This is a genomic window from Nitrospinota bacterium (genome assembly GCA_029881495.1).
Taxonomy (GTDB): Bacteria; Nitrospinota_A; UBA7883; order JACRGQ01; family JACRGQ01; genus JAOUMJ01.
In genome coordinates this window covers 18,991-33,840 of the sequence record JAOUMJ010000005.1, presented here as the reverse complement: position 1 = coordinate 33,840, position 14,850 = coordinate 18,991, and the positions used below count along the sequence as shown (strand labels likewise).

Below are 14,850 nucleotides of genomic sequence, written 5' to 3'. Positions count from 1 at the left end.
TTGACTACTTGTTGAATGAGGAGGAGACGGTATCTACAACGTTCGAGGTTCCTCTCAATATCCAACCATCCTTTTGCAAGCGCCATTTCATCTGACGAAAAAACTCCGGGGCAAACTTACGAGCCGCTATCTCAAAGCCCCGCCTCACGGCATCCGTATCAAACGCCTCATCTACAGCTGTGCTGTATAGCTTCCAGATCGGCATCCGCCCCACTCTCTTCCCGTGTTCGTCGGCCTTTCGCGTATACACTCCTTTATTCCCGCCTATCGTAGTGATGAAGGCATGCTTAATAACCTTGCGGGTTCCTGTTACGTTGATTGATACACCTGTCCTTGTTTGCCGAGCCCCGTAATAAATGAGCGAGACGGGACTTCTCCTTGAGAACAATTTGCCTAACAACTTCGCTCCGGTAGCGGTGAGGATCAATATGTTATCTTTCAGCTTCTTTGTTTTGATCTTCCGCTTTTGCCTTATGACTCCGTCTGATTTGGTTATCTTCGTCTTTGCGTGGCGGAGCGTTGTATTGATCGCCAGGCGTGCCGATGTCTTGGCAGTCTTTGGGAAAGACTTCAGCATCTTCCTTACAGCCGCATCGTCTACTTTGACAAAGGTTCCTGCCATGCTCTTCAGATGCTCCCATCGCCGGAGGGGGCGTGTTGCATCGGGCAGTTGTGCTCCATATGCTTATCGAGGACGAGCTGGCGACGCTCTATCTGAATTTCATCGCGCAATGCCGTCCTGCTCCCCACCTCGTTAAGTAGCCGGTTCGTAAGTCTCACGAGGTGCCATACGGTCTCCTTTATCTCGTTCGGCAGACCGTCCGAGAGTTCCATGTTCACGTCTTCATCTATCACCAGATACGCCTTCAGCCCCTTCTTCGGGTTCGTGAAGAGGTGAAACAGCTCCTTCCCTCGAAACTTCCCCGTTCGGTGATCGTTCAGGTCTGGATAATTTTTAGGTGATGTGACGACCAGGTACGGCGCGACGACCCATGCCTTCTCAAGCTCCGGCCCTTCCACCCCCTCGACCTCGACATACTCCTGCACGGGCGCGGCAGACCCCTCCGCAAACGCAGGGCTTCCGCAATGTCCGAGCATCATGGCGAGCACGAAAAAGAATGCCAATATGATCTGCCTTATCTCTTCTCCCAATTTCTTTCCGACGTAATGATCCATGATTCAGCCTCCTTGTAGAATGCCGTAATTCCTATAGACCCGAAGCGCGTATCTCATTGCCGCGCGCTCTTTCCCCTTGGTTGTGATATATCCGACGTTGTAGCACCCGGTCCCGCGCGGGGTGCGCCCATACTTCTCAAGGCACTCGCTCAATATCTTCGTGCCGAAGAGGACGTTATCGCACGGGGATGACATCGCCTGTTCATATTCATCCGGAGCGAGATCTGCCCACTGGTCGTTTATCTGCATGAGAGACCGGTCGCAGTTGAATCCGTCCTCGTCGCACCTCACGGCATTCGGATCGAGCGACGATTCTGTAACGGCGATAGCTTTCAGGAACGCCGGGTCGATGTCGTACATCTCCCCCGCCTTCTTGAAGCAGAACGCGGATGCAGACGAAGGGGATGTTATGGAGAGCACGATAACGAGCAGAAGGAAATGCTTCAGTTTCTTTATCAGGTATATGGAGACGTTGAACACCTCCAGCGTGACCGACACCAGCACCGCGAGGATGAGCCGTTTCATCAGAGTATCGCCTTACCTGATTTCCATCGGTCGTAAATGCGTACGCCGAATTCCCAGACCGATTGCGCCATCATTACCGCAAGAGCGTTTGCCGCGAGATAGCTGTCGTAGTTTGCCATTGTCAGGTCGTACCCCTGCGCATAGGCGAGAACGCCGAGGAGCATACCGACCGCACCGGTAGAGAAGAGCTTCGCCAGGTTGAACCTTTCCGGCCTGTCCTCCTTCACAAGTTTTTTCATGCTGATTATGAACCCCGCTCCCATACCTGAAAGCGCAGATGCTATAATCGGCTTTAAAATAGAAACAATCACTGCTATATCCATGTCGTTACCTCCCTTTCTCCTTTGATTTGAAGTTATGTTTCACTCTTCACCCCTGTTTAGCGGCATCGCGGCGATTATCGCCGAGGCGAAGACGGAGTCCTTCTCTTTCAAGACCTGCTCCATTTCAGGATTTGAAATGAATTCGAGCTCTACCAGAACGGCTGGCATACGCGTATGCTTGAGAACGTAGAAATTCTCTTCCGACAAACCCTTACCCGCAAAATCCTTGTGACCCGGGAAGTGCTCCATAAGCGAGGCTTTAATCAATTCCGCCCAGCGATCCGATTCGGTCTCCCCTTTGGTGGTATAACACTCGATACCCGTGACGGTTCTATCTTCATTCGCGTTGCAGTGGATGGATAGAAAGAGGTCAGCCGAAAAGTCATTGGCAATCGCGCAACGCTCCTGTAGAGAGACGGTGGAATCGTCCGACCGAGTGAGCTCCACAGTGTGCCCGAATGCGCGTAGACCCATAGAGAGGTAGAGAGCAACCGATAGATTGATGTCCTTCTCGAATGTTCCCCCGGGACCAACTGCCCCTAAAGCAGAACCGCCGTGACCTGGATCAATACATATCTTCATCGCTTCTCCCCTAGTTGTATTGAATTTGGAATTTTTTAAACGGCAACTCGGCACAGATGAACCCTGCCGCCCCTCGATGTCCCCCGCCGCCATACTTCGCCGCTATCTCGGAAACGTCTATATCAGGATCGGTCGTGTAGAGAGAGACTGAGTATTTCTCCCCGTCATAAGCGTACGCGATCATCACCGGATACTTGTTGCGTACCCCCGCGAACAGATCATTCACGGGCCGCCCCATGTTGCAGGCTATCGAAATGTGGTTTTCAAATACCGTCTCATACCCCCACCTGCCGAGATACTCACTCCCCGCCATCACGGAGGCGCGGTTTATGATCTTCCCGTTGTGAATGATCTTCTTGAACAGGTAATCGTCATTCATCAGCTTCCCCCACAGCGGCGAATCGGCGGCGGTATCTTCGGCAGAGATACCGGCAATAAAATGCGTCGTTGCCTCCCCGTAGGCGAATTTGAAAAGGTCAAAATCGTTTATCAACTGCACGAATTGCGGAGCTTCCGCATCGGGGTATAGATGCTCCCATGTGAGCAGGGCGGCGCTCTTGCTGGTGTCGCGCGACACGGCACGACGCTGAAGCACATGAAAGCCTGGAAGTTTTTTCAGGTGAGCGGTGTTGTGATGGTCTATCCATGTCACGTTGTATGTTTTGGCTAGGAGGAAATCGAGCTCCAGCGCCCCTTGCGGACAATAATCAAGGAGCCATACCTCTTCCTTGTCGGCTATGGACTGTATCGGGAAGTTGTCCTTGTAGTCGATGGCGTGAAGCCTCGCTCCTGGATGTTTCAGCTTCACCAGCGCGGCAGAGCATCGCCCGTCATAGTCGTCGTGATGGATGATTATCATCAGTTCCCCGTCAGGATGTGCCAGACCTCGCGTGGCGATTTGAGGAGCAGTACCACTCCGGCGGCGGCGGCAATGACCATGTACCAGAGGATTCGTTTCACACCGATGAGGATGTTGTCTTTAGGAGTGTAGAAAAAGCAGTTGGGGATTCCTGTAGAAGCGCTGACGTAGGCGCGAGAAGCGCCGCGCTCTTCGAACTTTTTATATAGTGCTTCGGCTATCGCATCGACTTGTTCCGCATCCAACCTCGTAACCCCTGTTGTTTGATCATTTCATTTTGCAGTTCCCGGTCTCTGGTTAATGTCTGTTGCTATAATTGGCTATAGGATATGACGAATTTGAATTAATTAGCGGTCGTTGTGACGCTTGCGGGGCTATAGATGCTAAAGAAGGAACAGAGGAGGGGCAAACTAGCAGTTCATGTTGTTCTTTTCGTATTCGTGAACCGATGACAGCAGTATTTTATAGAGCCGCCCCACCTTGAGCGCGCGAAGATACCCTTCTTCCAGGCGACGGCGAACAGTGCTTTCGGAGACATCCCAGCGCTTTGCCACGGCGGTCACGCCGATAAATCTCCGCCCTTCCGCCGCCCCCCCCTGCACCTGCTCATTCTCCCCGTTCATCGTTATCCCCCTCTTTGTCATCCTCGCGAACGCGGGGATCCAGTTGCTTTGTCGTCTCCTCTAAACACTCCCTGATTTTGAGCGGACGGCGACCGAATGTTTTTTCATGCTCAATCGCCAAATACTTCCCGTCACGCGGTTTGCCGCAAAATATTTCATCTCTATGGGTGCTGTACAGATACCTCTCGCATATCTCCCTCCGGTCTATCGTGTCACGGATGCAATACCGCCCTTCCGGCGGTGGAGTCGTTTTTACTTTTACCTCCACAGCTTTTTTCGGACAGCCGCTCGCAGGAATAACCTCTCCGGCTTCTTCTCTCTTCAGATAGTCATCCACGCCGTGACAGTATGGATCCGTCGGATCACATGCCAAAGGCTCTATGTCGTACTCGTCGCAGTTCTCACATCTCATCCCCCTTCCCCCTTTATTTCAACTGTCTTCTCTTTCACTATCCGGCAAAACTCCGGCGGGAACTCTGCATCCAGGTCAAAAAGGTCGTCAACCGTCAATGTGAGCGTCTTGGTTCTGGGAGTCATTTCAATCACCGCTTTGGTAATATGCTTCACGGGTTTTCCACCGTATGTTATGTTCGTCCTCTGCCCATCAGTTTCGATTTTTATTTTATCCATCCTGCATCCCTTCCGCCCTGTCATCCCCGCTTCCCGTTTTGGTAGCATAGACTTCAGTCTGTGGTGCGCCATCAGGCGCGTTCAATGCCTCACCCTTCTTGTCATCCTCGCGAACGCGGGGAGCCAGTGCCTGTTTAAGTGATTGAACGATCATATTTGCGAGAAAATAGAGATAGACCATGAACATCATCATAGCCATTAGAAATTCCCCCGAGCCTAGCAACGCACCTACCATACCAGTATATAAAAACACCTCGAACGCCCCGCCCCCCGGTGCCTTACCTTTCATATCTTTCTCCCCACCTCAAACGGGCCGAAACTCAAATAATCAATATCTGATATCATTGTTTCACCGGCGTCACACTTGGGACAGCTCACACTATAGTCTCCCGTATCGGCGATACCGTGATTAAAATTCTCATTAAAATCTTCATGCTTACACGCTAAGCAGACGCTGGACTCGTGACGGTTTGACCTATACATCTTTCAATGCCTCCGTTATTGTCTGGGCAATGCCCATTGACAAAGAATAAGAATCGTCGCCCTTAATTATTGAGTGAGGTTCTACACGCCTAAGAACATTTTTTAACACCTCTTCCATCTTATCCACTACACTAATCAAAGCACGATTGCGATCTGCCATAGTTGTTATCTCGTCTTTTAGCCGCCGATACTCTTCCATGTATTCGATAGCAGTTTTAGGCAATTCGTTAATTTTGCGGTTATATATCAGATAGTCGCTATTTATCTCATTTTCTTCTACCTTTTCCAGCAGGCTAGAGGCTATATCATGCAACACTGCCACCTGTGCTTTCAGTTGGTCGGTCTCTTCCTTGTTCGCTATTCGCATCTTTGATAGTTGCATTCTTAGTGATACAATTTCTTCACTGCTACTATTAGTTTCGCTCTCGCTGGTATCATCGGGAAGGGGGCAATCAGGATGAATCCTGCCAACTTTAAATCCTGTCTGACACCTAAGATGCCGACAACGGACAAAATCAGGACACCTATTGCATTCGCTTACTTTATATATTTTACTCATCACTCCCCCCCCAAATGAATTACCAACCACAGAAACAACATAACCACGATGCAATAATAGACGTAATAGCCCACCTTCTCGGCTCGACTAGGGATTTTTTCCAGCAAAGCAAAATACGTCGGCACAAAATGGGGGATATCAAGTTCTGGATGTAGTTGAGATAACCCTTCTCGGAAATCTGCCACCCTGAGAATAGGGTTTTCAGCGGTCAACTCGGCGCATCGGTAAACTATGTCGGAGCCGTCTACCCGGGGGCACTGAAACGAAATCATATACCGGTACTTCATCACTCCCCCCTCTTTCTGGATATCTCATGCCCCAGCAGCTTACTTGTCGTTTGCATACCGGAAGCATCATTTGCTTTTTTGTAGAACTCAACATGAACATGGCATAGGTGGATATCCACCCCGATTTCAATCGAATGATCTTCGCAAACAATAAAATCACAGCTCTTATCATCTGATACCGGATAATCACAGAGACGGTCTCCGGGTAATTCGCATCCCTCGACGGAGCATTTGTCTACGGCCCAGAGGTACATTGGCATATATAATTTCGCAATTTTTGAGAGATCCATTCCCCCAAGCTCCATCTTGTGCAATTCCTTGGCCGGTATATCATGATATTCGGCCGTTTCACCTACTGTCAGATTTCGCCGTTCATAACCATCGCCGCCATCACCGGATAAACACCAACGCCCATTCTCAGAACCGACAAAGTATTTTATGCTTTCTCGAATTTCTCTCATGTTAGCACCTGCTATCTTCCACCCATCCCGACCGGAAGGCAGTTTCTTCCTCCCCTTGCACATTGGGCAAAAATGCCAAACAAGATTGCATCCAAGATCGACATTTTCCCATTCTGAACTTTGCCCACAAGCAAACATATGACCGGTACTGCCTTTGCCATCACAAGCAGGGCATTCAATATATTTCATGTCTTCAATTACCATCACTCCCCCCCCTTTCCTGCAACCTCTACAAATACGCCCCAGCCACCCCGGCGTTTCGACAGGCGCGACAATATCACCTCCGGCAGGCTCGCCTTGAAATCCTCCATGTTCTTGTTCGTCGTCACTATCGTCGCCAACTTGCCGGCATGGCGATGATGAAAGACCGTTTTCAGCGCCTCGTTGAAATGCGGATCGCTCCCCGCTCCGTTGTAATCGTCGAGCACCAGAAACGGCGCTTTGCTCATCCATTCCAGAAACCCCTGCTCGTGTCGCAGTTTGGGCGAGATATCGGAACAGAAAATATACCTCTGCCCCTTGCGGATCTGCGCCGCCCCCCACACTGCCGCGAATGTCTTCCCCGCGTCGGGCGGTCCGGCGAGTATCAGACAATCACCCGTCCCGTAACTCCGCCCCTCGTACCCCCCCCGCATGTATTTATCAACAGCCTGCCAGGCGGGATAGAGTGTATTCAGCGGCGAGAAAAGGACAGCTCTGATGTCCCGCTCCGAGAACCCCTGCGCCTTCAGATACGCCGCCATCCGGGTATTTTTCAGATAGCGAAGCCGTTTCTCTATCTCAGCGACAGCGGCCTCGACTCCGGCACAGCTTCCCTTGTGCGAGAACCTGATATCCTCGATCGCGGTTTTCAAAATCTCAGGCTCTTCGCTCTTGAGGGTCTCGCTCGGCACGGTAACCCTGCATGAAAGGTTGCACTTCGCCAGCTCCGCCTCGTGGCGCGCCTGCACCTCCTCGAACCGTTTGAGGAACGGGTTTACGTAATCTGCCACATGTTTCATAAATCGTACGCTCCGGCCTTATCTCGCTCTTTGGCAGGTTCCGGCCTCACCTGGCGATGCCCCGCCCCGTTTGTTCCGTTTACGCCGGGCTTCTTCCCGCCAGAATTGGATTTATTCGTAACCTCGTCCTCCCACCGCTCGCCGTTCAGCCACGTTGCAGGCAAGGGGATAAATTCCGACGCGGTACCGGTGGCTCTCCAGCGGTTCACTTGGAGTTCCAGACGTGTGAGTATCACGCCGAGCAACTTTTCATCCGGCTTTAACTGCTCGAATGCTTTTAGCGCCCGGGCTTTTGCCTCCTTGCGCGGATACAGCTCGTAAAACTTCTCAAAATCCGGGTTAATGCTTTTTTCCTTTTTTATATTTTTCTTTTTATGACTGAAGTCTGAAGATGAAGAAGAAGATGAAGAAGAAGGGTTCAACGCCCCTTCAACCTGCCCGGTTGAAGTACCCTTGAGAGCCAATCCCCTTGATTTAACGGAGTTTTTCCCCCCGCGTATGCTCGCCTCCCTGTGTCGTCTCTGCTTTTCGCGCTCGTCGCGAAGCCAAGTTGAAAAGATTTTCGTCTTGTCGTTCGGGTCCACTTCAAACATTTTCATAATCGCGGTTGAACACCCCTTCAACCACCCTTCACCCAGACCGGACAGTCGCGCCAATAGCGTCTCGTCGTTCGGCAACGAACACTCCCCGTCCTGCCATGCGTAGCAGATCAGGTTTATATATCCCCCGCGCTCTTCCGGTGTCATCAGCGTTATCTGCGGATTTGATAAAAAATCACCCGGATAAAACTGAAACGCCGGTGCCTGTCCTTCCTTTTTCAATCTCTCATCTCTCCCTGTTGCTCATTGTCTATGAGGATACGATCTCGATATCCTTTTCAAGCGATTCGATATCTACCTTCTCAGGTATCCCGTGGCTGGACCGAATTTTGTTTTTGACGATCGTCGCGACGGCATCCATAATCGTATCCCTGCATTCCCTGCATATATCAGAAAACCTGATATCCTTGCGATCCCCCCCTGTGTTTATTACAAGATGAGAACCTTCCTCGTATTCGGTATCGCACACGTCACAAAAATACTTTCTAGCCATTAATCCTCCCTTCCTGTCATCCCCGTGCAGACGGGGATCCAGTAGCTTTTCCCTTTCAATCCAGTGTTAAGGTGCTTAGCAAGGTTCCTGAACAGCAACACCCTTGCCGCCCTTTTTTAAGGTGGTGACCACTGGAACACTTCTCCTCTGTCCCGTGCCGCCCTCTTTCGCATTCGATACAATCGATCACGGCGACCCCTCTGTTATCTCGCATACTGAACTTGGCTTTTTCTGTCGGCCTCTTCCGGTTTTCTACGACTTCCATATTTCTCTCCTTTTTTCGAGGGGGCAACATGCCCCCCCTGGCTTAACATTTTTACGAGTAAACCTTGAATTCCGAGTTCGCCGTTATCCATGCCGCCGTCCGCTTGGTCGCCTCGACTCCCCATGCGGTATCGTCCGTCTCGTAAAGCACCCACTTCAGGCCGGCCTTAACTCGCATGACATACGGTTTCGCTGGCGGATCTATCTCCGGGAACGTCGAGAACGGTTTCAGCATCAGCGGATTCGGCAGGGTCACATTCTCCCTTGTCGCGACGCTCTTCTTGGCGGTGACCGTCTGCGAAATGCCATTATCCTCGGCACCGATGATTGTTTTGTCCTCAACACGGCTGGCAAGGCTCAGCAAGGTTCTCAAGTTGTCGTCCATGATGAACTTCGCCTGAAGGGCGATTATAAATTCCTCCGTATCGTGCTCCCGCCCAAAGGGGAACGGTTTGTGGACGTGGTCGGCTCCGGCTATCAATGGACGTTGCTTGAACGCCCCGCAAACCGGCCCATAAAAAGAGACCCGCCAGAAACTATCAACTACAAAATAAGGCGGGGTTTTCTCCCTCTTCCCCTCTTTTTCAATCTCGATCACCTGCTCTTTCGCCCAGGCTACCAGACCGGACAACGTAGAAAACCCCATCACCCCGGGAAAAGGTTCAAGGATTGGTTTCAGCGATCCGCCGCTGTTGTTGTATTTTCGCCCGTCCACCTCCTCGACCGGCGTTACCTCCTGCACCAGATTTCTAAAATAGGTCATCGCTTCTTCAAGCATGTTTCGCCTCCTTCTTTTCGTTTATTGCTGATACGCCTTCCGGCATGAAGTTGAACGTCGTCTGATTTGGGTTGTAGCCTATAACCACAGGCCGCCCTGTCTGGTCCTTCCCGAAATACGCCATCGCTGAATGCGCCCGTCTCCCTGCGAGTTTCGACGATACGGATATATCCACCGGCGATGTCTTCCGCTGTTTGTCCGGCTTGAAGCGGACTTTCAGGGTAATCTCCCTCACCCCTTCCGCCTCGATGTTCGGGTCAGCGATGTTGGCCACTACCTTTTCCAGTTCGATAGCGAACAGCTCCGCCGCTACCCCCCCGCCAACATTCTCCAACGTTATTTCCTGTTCATTTGCCATAGATCCTCCTTTTTTTAAAAACATTCATCGCCCTGAACGCCTCCAACATTAAGTCCCGTATAGCTTCTCCGGCGATTTATTCCGCCTCTTCACGACGGATGAAACATGCTCCCCCCGTTCGGCAATAACAGGCGGATGCGGCTTGAACCCTTTGCACTTGTCGCAAACCTCCTTCGGATGCTCCATCATGAATACTTTTTCACACAGCGGGCATGTCCCCGGCAATCCCATCTATCTCCCCTCCCTCATCCGACCGTACAAAACTGTCCACGCTCTCGCTGCCGTTGCCGGTACGACCCCGTTTCCGAGCATCCGCAGTTCATCCTGTCGGCTGTCGGCCTGCACCATCCAATCGGCAAACCCATCAGCGTCTCCACCCATCGAGGATTCAGCTTCCTGTTGTTCCGCTTCTCTTGCTTCGTCGATAAAGCCTCCATGTCGGTTTGCGATACGGACGAATGGTTTGGTGGTTCGCGGCGGCTCCCATCCGTACTGCTCTTCTCCCGGTCCTGCTGGCCAACGGTCACAAACGCATTCAGCGGGAGCGAGTTCCTTTCGAATTGAGAAGGGCCGGCATTGTTCTTCGCATCCTGCTCCGTAGGTGTCGGGTACATCTGCCTCGGATAATTTGCAGGGTTCATCTGTTCCCGAAGATTTGCCGGAGATGTCCGCCCAATCCTTGTTGTATTGAATTGCCGCCGCAACGCCTCCGGGCTTCTCTCCGGTAAATGATCCAGTGTGTTTGGTGTCGCCCACATCTCTCGCTTCACCGCCGTCGTCCACAGATTCTTCCGCCCTGCTGGTATCTCCTCCGGGGATGTCATTTCCTTTGGCAATATCCCTTCGGCAAGCTCTACCACCTGCTCCAATCCCAGCGCCGAACCGTGATCTTGGTGCGCTGTCCCCTTGAGAATTATTGCCCCTCGACTGTTCCGATTCTGAGCGGCGCATATCGTCGGCCAGTTCCCCAAGAATGAAGACCCGTTTCCGTCCGTGAGGTGCGCCGACTTCAGACGCGCTGAATAGTCCCCACGTTGTTCGATAACCCAACTCTCCCAGGTCGCTGACAACTGTGGAGAGTCCAAGCGTAACGTGTCCCTCGACGTTTTCAAGGAACACCCAAACAGGCCGAACTGTCTTGATGAGTCGTGCAATGTGAGGCCATAAATGTCGCGGATCGTCCTCCCCTTTCCGCTTTCCGGCAGCGGAGAACGGCTGGCACGGATATCCGCCAGTGATGAGGTGTACCTTGTCACGAAACTCTTCGCCCGGGAACTCTTTAAGATCCGTGAAGACAGGAGCCGGATCCAGCCACCCGCGTTCCATCTTTTCTCCCAGATTGACGCAGGCGAAACCTTCGATCTCGCTGTAAGCGACGACGCGCAGACCCGGGATAACTCGTTCAAGTCCGAGGGAAATTCCAGAGTATCCAGCGCAAAGCTCGATACAAGTGATCTCGGCACTATTACCATTCACTTAATCCTCATCCTTATTTTTGAAATGAGCACTTTAATTTTTCTTTCGTTCCCCCAGTACACGATCAGCGCCACGAAAACCAAAAACAAACCGGCGAACACACCACCGACAACCCTGAACGCCTCCAACATCTCATTCAGGAACGCGTAGAATTTCTCCTGCTCACTCATCCTTCCATCTCCCCGTCATCATCGCTATCAAGACAGTGGGTGCACTCCTCATCGTATTCCGGTCCGAGGTCGGACTTAAAACCGGCGCAGCGACACGCCTGACCGCATTCAGGACAGCTGTGCACCTATCTCCCCTCCCCTTTGTCGTTTGACAAAAACACACGCTTAAACCAAGGACGGTGTTTCTCGCCGAATTGCTGGGCATGTTCTACCGGCGTCTTACCGCTGTAGCCCTTCACAAAGCCTATGAACATGTCACTTTCAACAAAACCGAACATGCCTCGAAGCACCCACAAATACACCATTCCGTAAAGCAAAAACCGCTCAAGAGATGTCATCTCCCCGCCCCCTCTTTGTCATCCTCGCGAAGGCGGGGATCCAGTGGAAACTCCTTATGCTCAACTCCATCAAGCAGACAACCGGCCTTCTTCTTGCCGACCCGGGTTAATGTTTCATAGCTATTGCCAACAAGGGGAAATACGTTATACGTTGTTTTTCCTATTTCCGTCCGGTTCGAATGGTCAACAATGGTGAATGCTCGCATCGTTCCGCGATACTCTTCAAGAGCGGGAAACATCCCGTTTGTCCATTCATTTAGCCCCCACTCCCCCCACTGCTTAAAGAAAAAAGGAACCCCGGCTTCCTTGCACTGGTCACGAACGGAACGAGCCCATTCAGGATTCATCGGCCTGGCATTTTGCCCCGTCTCCCCGCCGCATATCACCCAGTCGAGAACCGGACCTTCTTCTGCTCTATATCCACACTCAAGGCAGATTAAATTTTCCTTACCCCTAGAGAGACCGCGCGGAACAAGATCCATTTCGTCAGAGTGGTATCCACACTTACATTTCAATGAACGCAACCCGATATACGGCTTTATGTCTATCTCCCCCAGCATCGGCTCTATACTCACGAACCTTTTTGCCGCTGGGATATCCAATAGAATCGGGATCCTTTTATCCGCCTGCTCCTGATTCTCAGCGGTCACACCAAGCCAGACGTTCGGCAAAACTCGCAAGCCTTCATCATTTTCAAACATTCTGGCGTAACAAGCTTCTACCCATTTCAAAAACTCGGCCATACGCTCTGGTCGTTTTGTCAAAATCTGAAATATATGCCGTTCATTCAAGGCCATTACTGAAAAGATTCTGGCTATAAACTCAAACGGCACATCTTCATGAAAGATATCCCCCATTGAGCAGACGAAAACCATCTTTGGTTTCATCCACTTCAACGGCTCATTCAACCTTTCAGAATGCAACGTCACGGCAAACGGATCCTCCGGGCTGTATCCGCTCGACGGCATTTTCGATAACCGGGTCGTCGCCATCCGCTCCGCATAACAGTTCTTGCAACCCTCCGAGATCTTCGTACACCCCGTCACCGGGTTCCATGTAGCATCCGTCCATTCAATTTTTGTGTTTCCCATTACGCCAGCCTTTCTTTATCTATCTGATAGCAGTTGTCTACCTTCTGCTGTGACGCTCTCTTCAATTCCTCGTACCATTCTTCATCACTCGCTTCGAATCTCGCTACCTGACGGGCATGTCCAAGCTCTCGATAATGTTTCATCTCCCCGGTAGGTACAGACAGCCACCGATAAAACCAAAACGGCGTGAAACAGTGCCAGTATTTATCAGGTGCCAGCAACTTCGACCTTTTGATATGGTGTCGAACAATATAAAAAGATGAATGACCCAGAATGAAATCCGACCACTCCGGCCCGAACAGCTTCCCGGCGATTTTTGCTCCCAGTTCAGGATGTCGATCGCCGTCCTCGCACTTGAGAGACGCTTTACCCCAGTATCCCCAGTCGTGAATGATGATGCAGACAAGCTCCTTGAACGAAGGAAACGATTTATACAGCTTGCACCAGGCGATAGTCACCAACAGCGGATGAATGACCACCTGGTGGACACCGAATAATAGCGTCTTGGTTCCGAGCTTCACACGTCCCCCATCAATTCACCCCGCTGAAGATAATCAGATACCTGCTCGACAAACTGAACATCCCGACATCCGGGTACCAGTAACCGTGCGTGAGCATCCGTTCCAGCTCCGCAACCGTCACACGATTCATTTCAATCGTCATTTCAAACCTCATTCACCTTCAAAAGGTTCAATATCGTCAAAAATAATCGGTATTAAATTCTGGAATTCCTTTAACAGTGGAACGGCGATTTCCCGCATTTGAGGATGCGCCGCTTTTGCTGTGCGAAGGTTGAAAAAATGGCGCCACTCGCGCAAGTTACATGACATGACGATTTCGGTTTTCAAGCTGTTTGGCAAAACTGAACGCGCATACTGGGGACTCATACCCAGTGCCAGCATATTGTTATATGTCTTTTCAGCTTGTGCCATTGCCACAAACCATTCAATCGACACATCATCTTTTTGGTCAACGGCGCTTTCTTTAAAGACCTGGATGATGTCATCAAGTTTGTAATTCACCCCCGGCTCTATTATTTCCAACTGCCTCAAAAAAGGCGGGATCACAAACGTAACACCATCGGCCTTGCCATAATTGCAGTATCTAGTAGATTCCTGTGAGTACGAGGCAAGCCTGTGCCGGACAATTTCATGGGTTACACCTCGGTCACATATTATTCGGACACTTACGGATTCATGTTCAATAACCGACTCATGCCCCCTGTCGAGGATCGATTTAACAAACTTGGGCGATGATTCTTCGGTTATACGGTCTTCGCTCTTGTAGCAGGTGCGCCCTGCACGCTCCAATTTATTTAATATCTTTGACCCGTCTATTTCATCTTCGATAAGAAAATATGGCTTTGTGAATTTCATTTCCCCGTCCTTTCATGCTTTTTAATCTCGCGATCCAGGTACCCCGCCGCTTTTTTTAAATCTTCACGAGGTGGCGAACCCTCTTTCCTCCCTGCGCGTGAAATATACTTGATCGCATTTCCCAAGTTGAAACCGAGGCTCCATGCCTCGATCACTTTTATCGCCTCATATGGATTGTCTTTGCCCCCGTAATGAGAGGGATGATCTACTTTTTCTCCCATCACTCCTCCTCCTTCTTTGCGGGGACGAACAAACAATCATCTTTATCCAGTTGGCCGAGCCGTTGCGAAAACTCCCGCCCATCAACCGCTACATATACGCCGTTTATAATCGCCCTGATCTTCACCCGCTCCCCCGCTCCGTCTGTTTTATCTTTCATCTGAAACCTCTCGCATTTT

General features: G+C 51.0%; 30 protein-coding genes. All 30 read right to left on the bottom strand.

Annotated elements, in window-relative coordinates; translation table 11 throughout:
- Positions 1–4: 4 nt before the first annotated feature.
- Positions 5–622: a hypothetical protein gene (locus OEY64_03230; GenBank protein MDH5541959.1), complete on the bottom strand. Its 618-nt coding sequence runs from the start codon at positions 620–622 to the stop codon at positions 5–7.
- A 5-nt stretch (positions 623–627) separates the two neighbouring features.
- Entirely contained in the window at positions 628–1,176 is a 549-nt protein-coding gene (locus OEY64_03225; protein ID MDH5541958.1) for a hypothetical protein, read from the bottom strand.
- Between the two features lie 3 nt (positions 1,177–1,179).
- Complete coding sequence (locus OEY64_03220; GenBank protein MDH5541957.1) at positions 1,180–1,701, bottom strand: transglycosylase SLT domain-containing protein; 522 nt, start codon at positions 1,699–1,701, stop codon at positions 1,180–1,182.
- A complete protein-coding gene (locus OEY64_03215) occupies positions 1,701–2,024 on the bottom strand; it encodes a hypothetical protein (GenBank protein ID MDH5541956.1) in 324 nt (107 codons plus the stop codon). Before OEY64_03215 ends, OEY64_03220 begins: the two co-directional genes overlap by 1 nt.
- 39 nt (positions 2,025–2,063) lie before the next feature.
- Positions 2,064–2,606: an N-acetylmuramoyl-L-alanine amidase gene (locus tag OEY64_03210; protein ID MDH5541955.1), complete on the bottom strand. Its 543-nt coding sequence runs from the start codon at positions 2,604–2,606 to the stop codon at positions 2,064–2,066.
- 10 nt (positions 2,607–2,616) lie between these two features.
- Positions 2,617–3,465 carry a DHHA1 domain-containing protein gene (locus tag OEY64_03205; protein MDH5541954.1) on the bottom strand — a complete coding sequence of 283 codons (849 nt, stop codon included), beginning with the start codon at positions 3,463–3,465 and terminating at the stop codon, positions 2,617–2,619.
- Entirely contained in the window at positions 3,465–3,710 is a 246-nt protein-coding gene (locus OEY64_03200; GenBank protein MDH5541953.1) for a hypothetical protein, read from the bottom strand. The genes OEY64_03205 and OEY64_03200 overlap by 1 nt, the downstream gene beginning before the upstream one ends.
- A gap of 165 nt (positions 3,711–3,875) precedes the next feature.
- Positions 3,876–4,088 (bottom strand): excisionase family DNA-binding protein, encoded by a 213-nt coding sequence (locus OEY64_03195; protein MDH5541952.1) that lies wholly within the window; start codon positions 4,086–4,088, stop codon positions 3,876–3,878.
- Positions 4,072–4,500: a hypothetical protein gene (locus OEY64_03190; GenBank protein ID MDH5541951.1), complete on the bottom strand. Its 429-nt coding sequence runs from the start codon at positions 4,498–4,500 to the stop codon at positions 4,072–4,074. Before OEY64_03190 ends, OEY64_03195 begins: the two co-directional genes overlap by 17 nt.
- On the bottom strand, positions 4,497–4,718 hold the full coding sequence (locus OEY64_03185) for a hypothetical protein (protein ID MDH5541950.1): 222 nt from the start codon (positions 4,716–4,718) through the stop codon (positions 4,497–4,499). The genes OEY64_03190 and OEY64_03185 overlap by 4 nt, the downstream gene beginning before the upstream one ends.
- Positions 4,711–5,007: a hypothetical protein gene (locus OEY64_03180; protein ID MDH5541949.1), complete on the bottom strand. Its 297-nt coding sequence runs from the start codon at positions 5,005–5,007 to the stop codon at positions 4,711–4,713. Before OEY64_03180 ends, OEY64_03185 begins: the two co-directional genes overlap by 8 nt.
- 186 nt (positions 5,008–5,193) lie before the next feature.
- Complete coding sequence (locus OEY64_03175; protein ID MDH5541948.1) at positions 5,194–5,760, bottom strand: hypothetical protein; 567 nt, start codon at positions 5,758–5,760, stop codon at positions 5,194–5,196.
- A 286-nt stretch (positions 5,761–6,046) separates the two neighbouring features.
- Positions 6,047–6,712: a hypothetical protein gene (locus OEY64_03170; protein ID MDH5541947.1), complete on the bottom strand. Its 666-nt coding sequence runs from the start codon at positions 6,710–6,712 to the stop codon at positions 6,047–6,049.
- The gene (locus tag OEY64_03165) at positions 6,712–7,509 is read right to left on the bottom strand and encodes a hypothetical protein (GenBank protein MDH5541946.1); all 798 of its coding nucleotides are present in this window, start codon (positions 7,507–7,509) and stop codon (positions 6,712–6,714) included. Before OEY64_03165 ends, OEY64_03170 begins: the two co-directional genes overlap by 1 nt.
- On the bottom strand, positions 7,506–8,330 hold the full coding sequence (locus OEY64_03160; protein ID MDH5541945.1) for a YdaU family protein: 825 nt from the start codon (positions 8,328–8,330) through the stop codon (positions 7,506–7,508). Before OEY64_03160 ends, OEY64_03165 begins: the two co-directional genes overlap by 4 nt.
- 28 nt (positions 8,331–8,358) lie before the next feature.
- Positions 8,359–8,601, bottom strand: coding sequence for a hypothetical protein (locus OEY64_03155; protein MDH5541944.1), 243 nt, complete (start codon positions 8,599–8,601; stop codon positions 8,359–8,361).
- A gap of 55 nt (positions 8,602–8,656) precedes the next feature.
- Positions 8,657–8,866: a hypothetical protein gene (locus OEY64_03150; protein MDH5541943.1), complete on the bottom strand. Its 210-nt coding sequence runs from the start codon at positions 8,864–8,866 to the stop codon at positions 8,657–8,659.
- Between the two features lie 51 nt (positions 8,867–8,917).
- Entirely contained in the window at positions 8,918–9,643 is a 726-nt protein-coding gene (locus OEY64_03145; protein ID MDH5541942.1) for a hypothetical protein, read from the bottom strand.
- Positions 9,636–10,001 (bottom strand): hypothetical protein, encoded by a 366-nt coding sequence (locus tag OEY64_03140; GenBank protein ID MDH5541941.1) that lies wholly within the window; start codon positions 9,999–10,001, stop codon positions 9,636–9,638. Before OEY64_03140 ends, OEY64_03145 begins: the two co-directional genes overlap by 8 nt.
- Positions 10,002–10,049: 48 nt before the next feature.
- Positions 10,050–10,232 (bottom strand): hypothetical protein, encoded by a 183-nt coding sequence (locus OEY64_03135; protein ID MDH5541940.1) that lies wholly within the window; start codon positions 10,230–10,232, stop codon positions 10,050–10,052.
- Positions 10,233–11,477, bottom strand: coding sequence for a DNA cytosine methyltransferase (locus OEY64_03130; GenBank protein ID MDH5541939.1), 1,245 nt, complete (start codon positions 11,475–11,477; stop codon positions 10,233–10,235).
- Positions 11,474–11,647, bottom strand: a complete 174-nt coding sequence (locus OEY64_03125; GenBank protein MDH5541938.1) for a hypothetical protein — start codon at positions 11,645–11,647, stop codon at positions 11,474–11,476. Before OEY64_03125 ends, OEY64_03130 begins: the two co-directional genes overlap by 4 nt.
- Positions 11,644–11,772: a hypothetical protein gene (locus OEY64_03120; protein MDH5541937.1), complete on the bottom strand. Its 129-nt coding sequence runs from the start codon at positions 11,770–11,772 to the stop codon at positions 11,644–11,646. The genes OEY64_03125 and OEY64_03120 overlap by 4 nt, the downstream gene beginning before the upstream one ends.
- Complete coding sequence (locus OEY64_03115; GenBank protein ID MDH5541936.1) at positions 11,773–11,985, bottom strand: hypothetical protein; 213 nt, start codon at positions 11,983–11,985, stop codon at positions 11,773–11,775.
- On the bottom strand, positions 11,982–13,076 hold the full coding sequence (locus tag OEY64_03110) for a phage Gp37/Gp68 family protein (GenBank protein MDH5541935.1): 1,095 nt from the start codon (positions 13,074–13,076) through the stop codon (positions 11,982–11,984). Before OEY64_03110 ends, OEY64_03115 begins: the two co-directional genes overlap by 4 nt.
- The gene (locus OEY64_03105) at positions 13,076–13,597 is read right to left on the bottom strand and encodes a hypothetical protein (GenBank protein ID MDH5541934.1); all 522 of its coding nucleotides are present in this window, start codon (positions 13,595–13,597) and stop codon (positions 13,076–13,078) included. Before OEY64_03105 ends, OEY64_03110 begins: the two co-directional genes overlap by 1 nt.
- Before the next feature lie 10 nt (positions 13,598–13,607).
- Complete coding sequence (locus OEY64_03100; GenBank protein ID MDH5541933.1) at positions 13,608–13,739, bottom strand: hypothetical protein; 132 nt, start codon at positions 13,737–13,739, stop codon at positions 13,608–13,610.
- An 8-nt stretch (positions 13,740–13,747) separates the two neighbouring features.
- Positions 13,748–14,452, bottom strand: coding sequence for an FAD-dependent thymidylate synthase (thyX, locus tag OEY64_03095; protein ID MDH5541932.1), 705 nt, complete (start codon positions 14,450–14,452; stop codon positions 13,748–13,750).
- Complete coding sequence (locus OEY64_03090) at positions 14,449–14,673, bottom strand: DUF3310 domain-containing protein (GenBank protein ID MDH5541931.1); 225 nt, start codon at positions 14,671–14,673, stop codon at positions 14,449–14,451. Before OEY64_03090 ends, thyX begins: the two co-directional genes overlap by 4 nt.
- On the bottom strand, positions 14,673–14,831 hold the full coding sequence (locus OEY64_03085; protein MDH5541930.1) for a hypothetical protein: 159 nt from the start codon (positions 14,829–14,831) through the stop codon (positions 14,673–14,675). The genes OEY64_03090 and OEY64_03085 overlap by 1 nt, the downstream gene beginning before the upstream one ends.
- Positions 14,832–14,850: the final 19 nt, after the last annotated feature.

Excerpts from the sequence above, each read along its gene's own strand:
- OEY64_03145 (MDH5541942.1), bottom strand. The coding sequence starts at position 9,643 with ATGCTTGAAGAAGCGATGACCTATTTTAGAAATCTGGTGCAGGAGGTA.
- OEY64_03135 (MDH5541940.1), bottom strand. The coding sequence starts at position 10,232 with ATGGGATTGCCGGGGACATGCCCGCTGTGTGAAAAAGTATTCATGATG.
- OEY64_03140 (MDH5541941.1), bottom strand. The coding sequence starts at position 10,001 with ATGGCAAATGAACAGGAAATAACGTTGGAGAATGTTGGCGGGGGGGTA.
- OEY64_03100 (MDH5541933.1), bottom strand. The coding sequence starts at position 13,739 with ATGACGATTGAAATGAATCGTGTGACGGTTGCGGAGCTGGAACGGATG.
- OEY64_03165 (MDH5541946.1), bottom strand. The coding sequence starts at position 7,509 with ATGAAACATGTGGCAGATTACGTAAACCCGTTCCTCAAACGGTTCGAG.
- OEY64_03085 (MDH5541930.1), bottom strand. The coding sequence starts at position 14,831 with ATGAAAGATAAAACAGACGGAGCGGGGGAGCGGGTGAAGATCAGGGCG.
- OEY64_03175 (MDH5541948.1), bottom strand. The coding sequence starts at position 5,760 with ATGAGTAAAATATATAAAGTAAGCGAATGCAATAGGTGTCCTGATTTT.
- OEY64_03155 (MDH5541944.1), bottom strand. The coding sequence starts at position 8,601 with ATGGCTAGAAAGTATTTTTGTGACGTGTGCGATACCGAATACGAGGAA.
- OEY64_03205 (MDH5541954.1), bottom strand. The coding sequence starts at position 3,465 with ATGATAATCATCCATCACGACGACTATGACGGGCGATGCTCTGCCGCG.
- OEY64_03110 (MDH5541935.1), bottom strand. The coding sequence starts at position 13,076 with ATGGGAAACACAAAAATTGAATGGACGGATGCTACATGGAACCCGGTG.
- thyX (MDH5541932.1), bottom strand. The coding sequence starts at position 14,452 with ATGAAATTCACAAAGCCATATTTTCTTATCGAAGATGAAATAGACGGG.
- OEY64_03190 (MDH5541951.1), bottom strand. The coding sequence starts at position 4,500 with ATGAGATGTGAGAACTGCGACGAGTACGACATAGAGCCTTTGGCATGT.
- OEY64_03210 (MDH5541955.1), bottom strand. The coding sequence starts at position 2,606 with ATGAAGATATGTATTGATCCAGGTCACGGCGGTTCTGCTTTAGGGGCA.
- OEY64_03185 (MDH5541950.1), bottom strand. The coding sequence starts at position 4,718 with ATGGATAAAATAAAAATCGAAACTGATGGGCAGAGGACGAACATAACA.
- OEY64_03195 (MDH5541952.1), bottom strand. The coding sequence starts at position 4,088 with ATGAACGGGGAGAATGAGCAGGTGCAGGGGGGGGCGGCGGAAGGGCGG.
- OEY64_03215 (MDH5541956.1), bottom strand. The coding sequence starts at position 2,024 with ATGGATATAGCAGTGATTGTTTCTATTTTAAAGCCGATTATAGCATCT.
- OEY64_03225 (MDH5541958.1), bottom strand. The coding sequence starts at position 1,176 with ATGGATCATTACGTCGGAAAGAAATTGGGAGAAGAGATAAGGCAGATC.
- OEY64_03180 (MDH5541949.1), bottom strand. The coding sequence starts at position 5,007 with ATGAAAGGTAAGGCACCGGGGGGCGGGGCGTTCGAGGTGTTTTTATAT.
- OEY64_03150 (MDH5541943.1), bottom strand. The coding sequence starts at position 8,866 with ATGGAAGTCGTAGAAAACCGGAAGAGGCCGACAGAAAAAGCCAAGTTC.
- OEY64_03090 (MDH5541931.1), bottom strand. The coding sequence starts at position 14,673 with ATGGGAGAAAAAGTAGATCATCCCTCTCATTACGGGGGCAAAGACAAT.
- OEY64_03115 (MDH5541936.1), bottom strand. The coding sequence starts at position 11,985 with ATGACATCTCTTGAGCGGTTTTTGCTTTACGGAATGGTGTATTTGTGG.
- OEY64_03230 (MDH5541959.1), bottom strand. The coding sequence starts at position 622 with ATGGCAGGAACCTTTGTCAAAGTAGACGATGCGGCTGTAAGGAAGATG.
- OEY64_03220 (MDH5541957.1), bottom strand. The coding sequence starts at position 1,701 with ATGAAACGGCTCATCCTCGCGGTGCTGGTGTCGGTCACGCTGGAGGTG.
- OEY64_03125 (MDH5541938.1), bottom strand. The coding sequence starts at position 11,647 with ATGAGTGAGCAGGAGAAATTCTACGCGTTCCTGAATGAGATGTTGGAG.
- OEY64_03170 (MDH5541947.1), bottom strand. The coding sequence starts at position 6,712 with ATGGTAATTGAAGACATGAAATATATTGAATGCCCTGCTTGTGATGGC.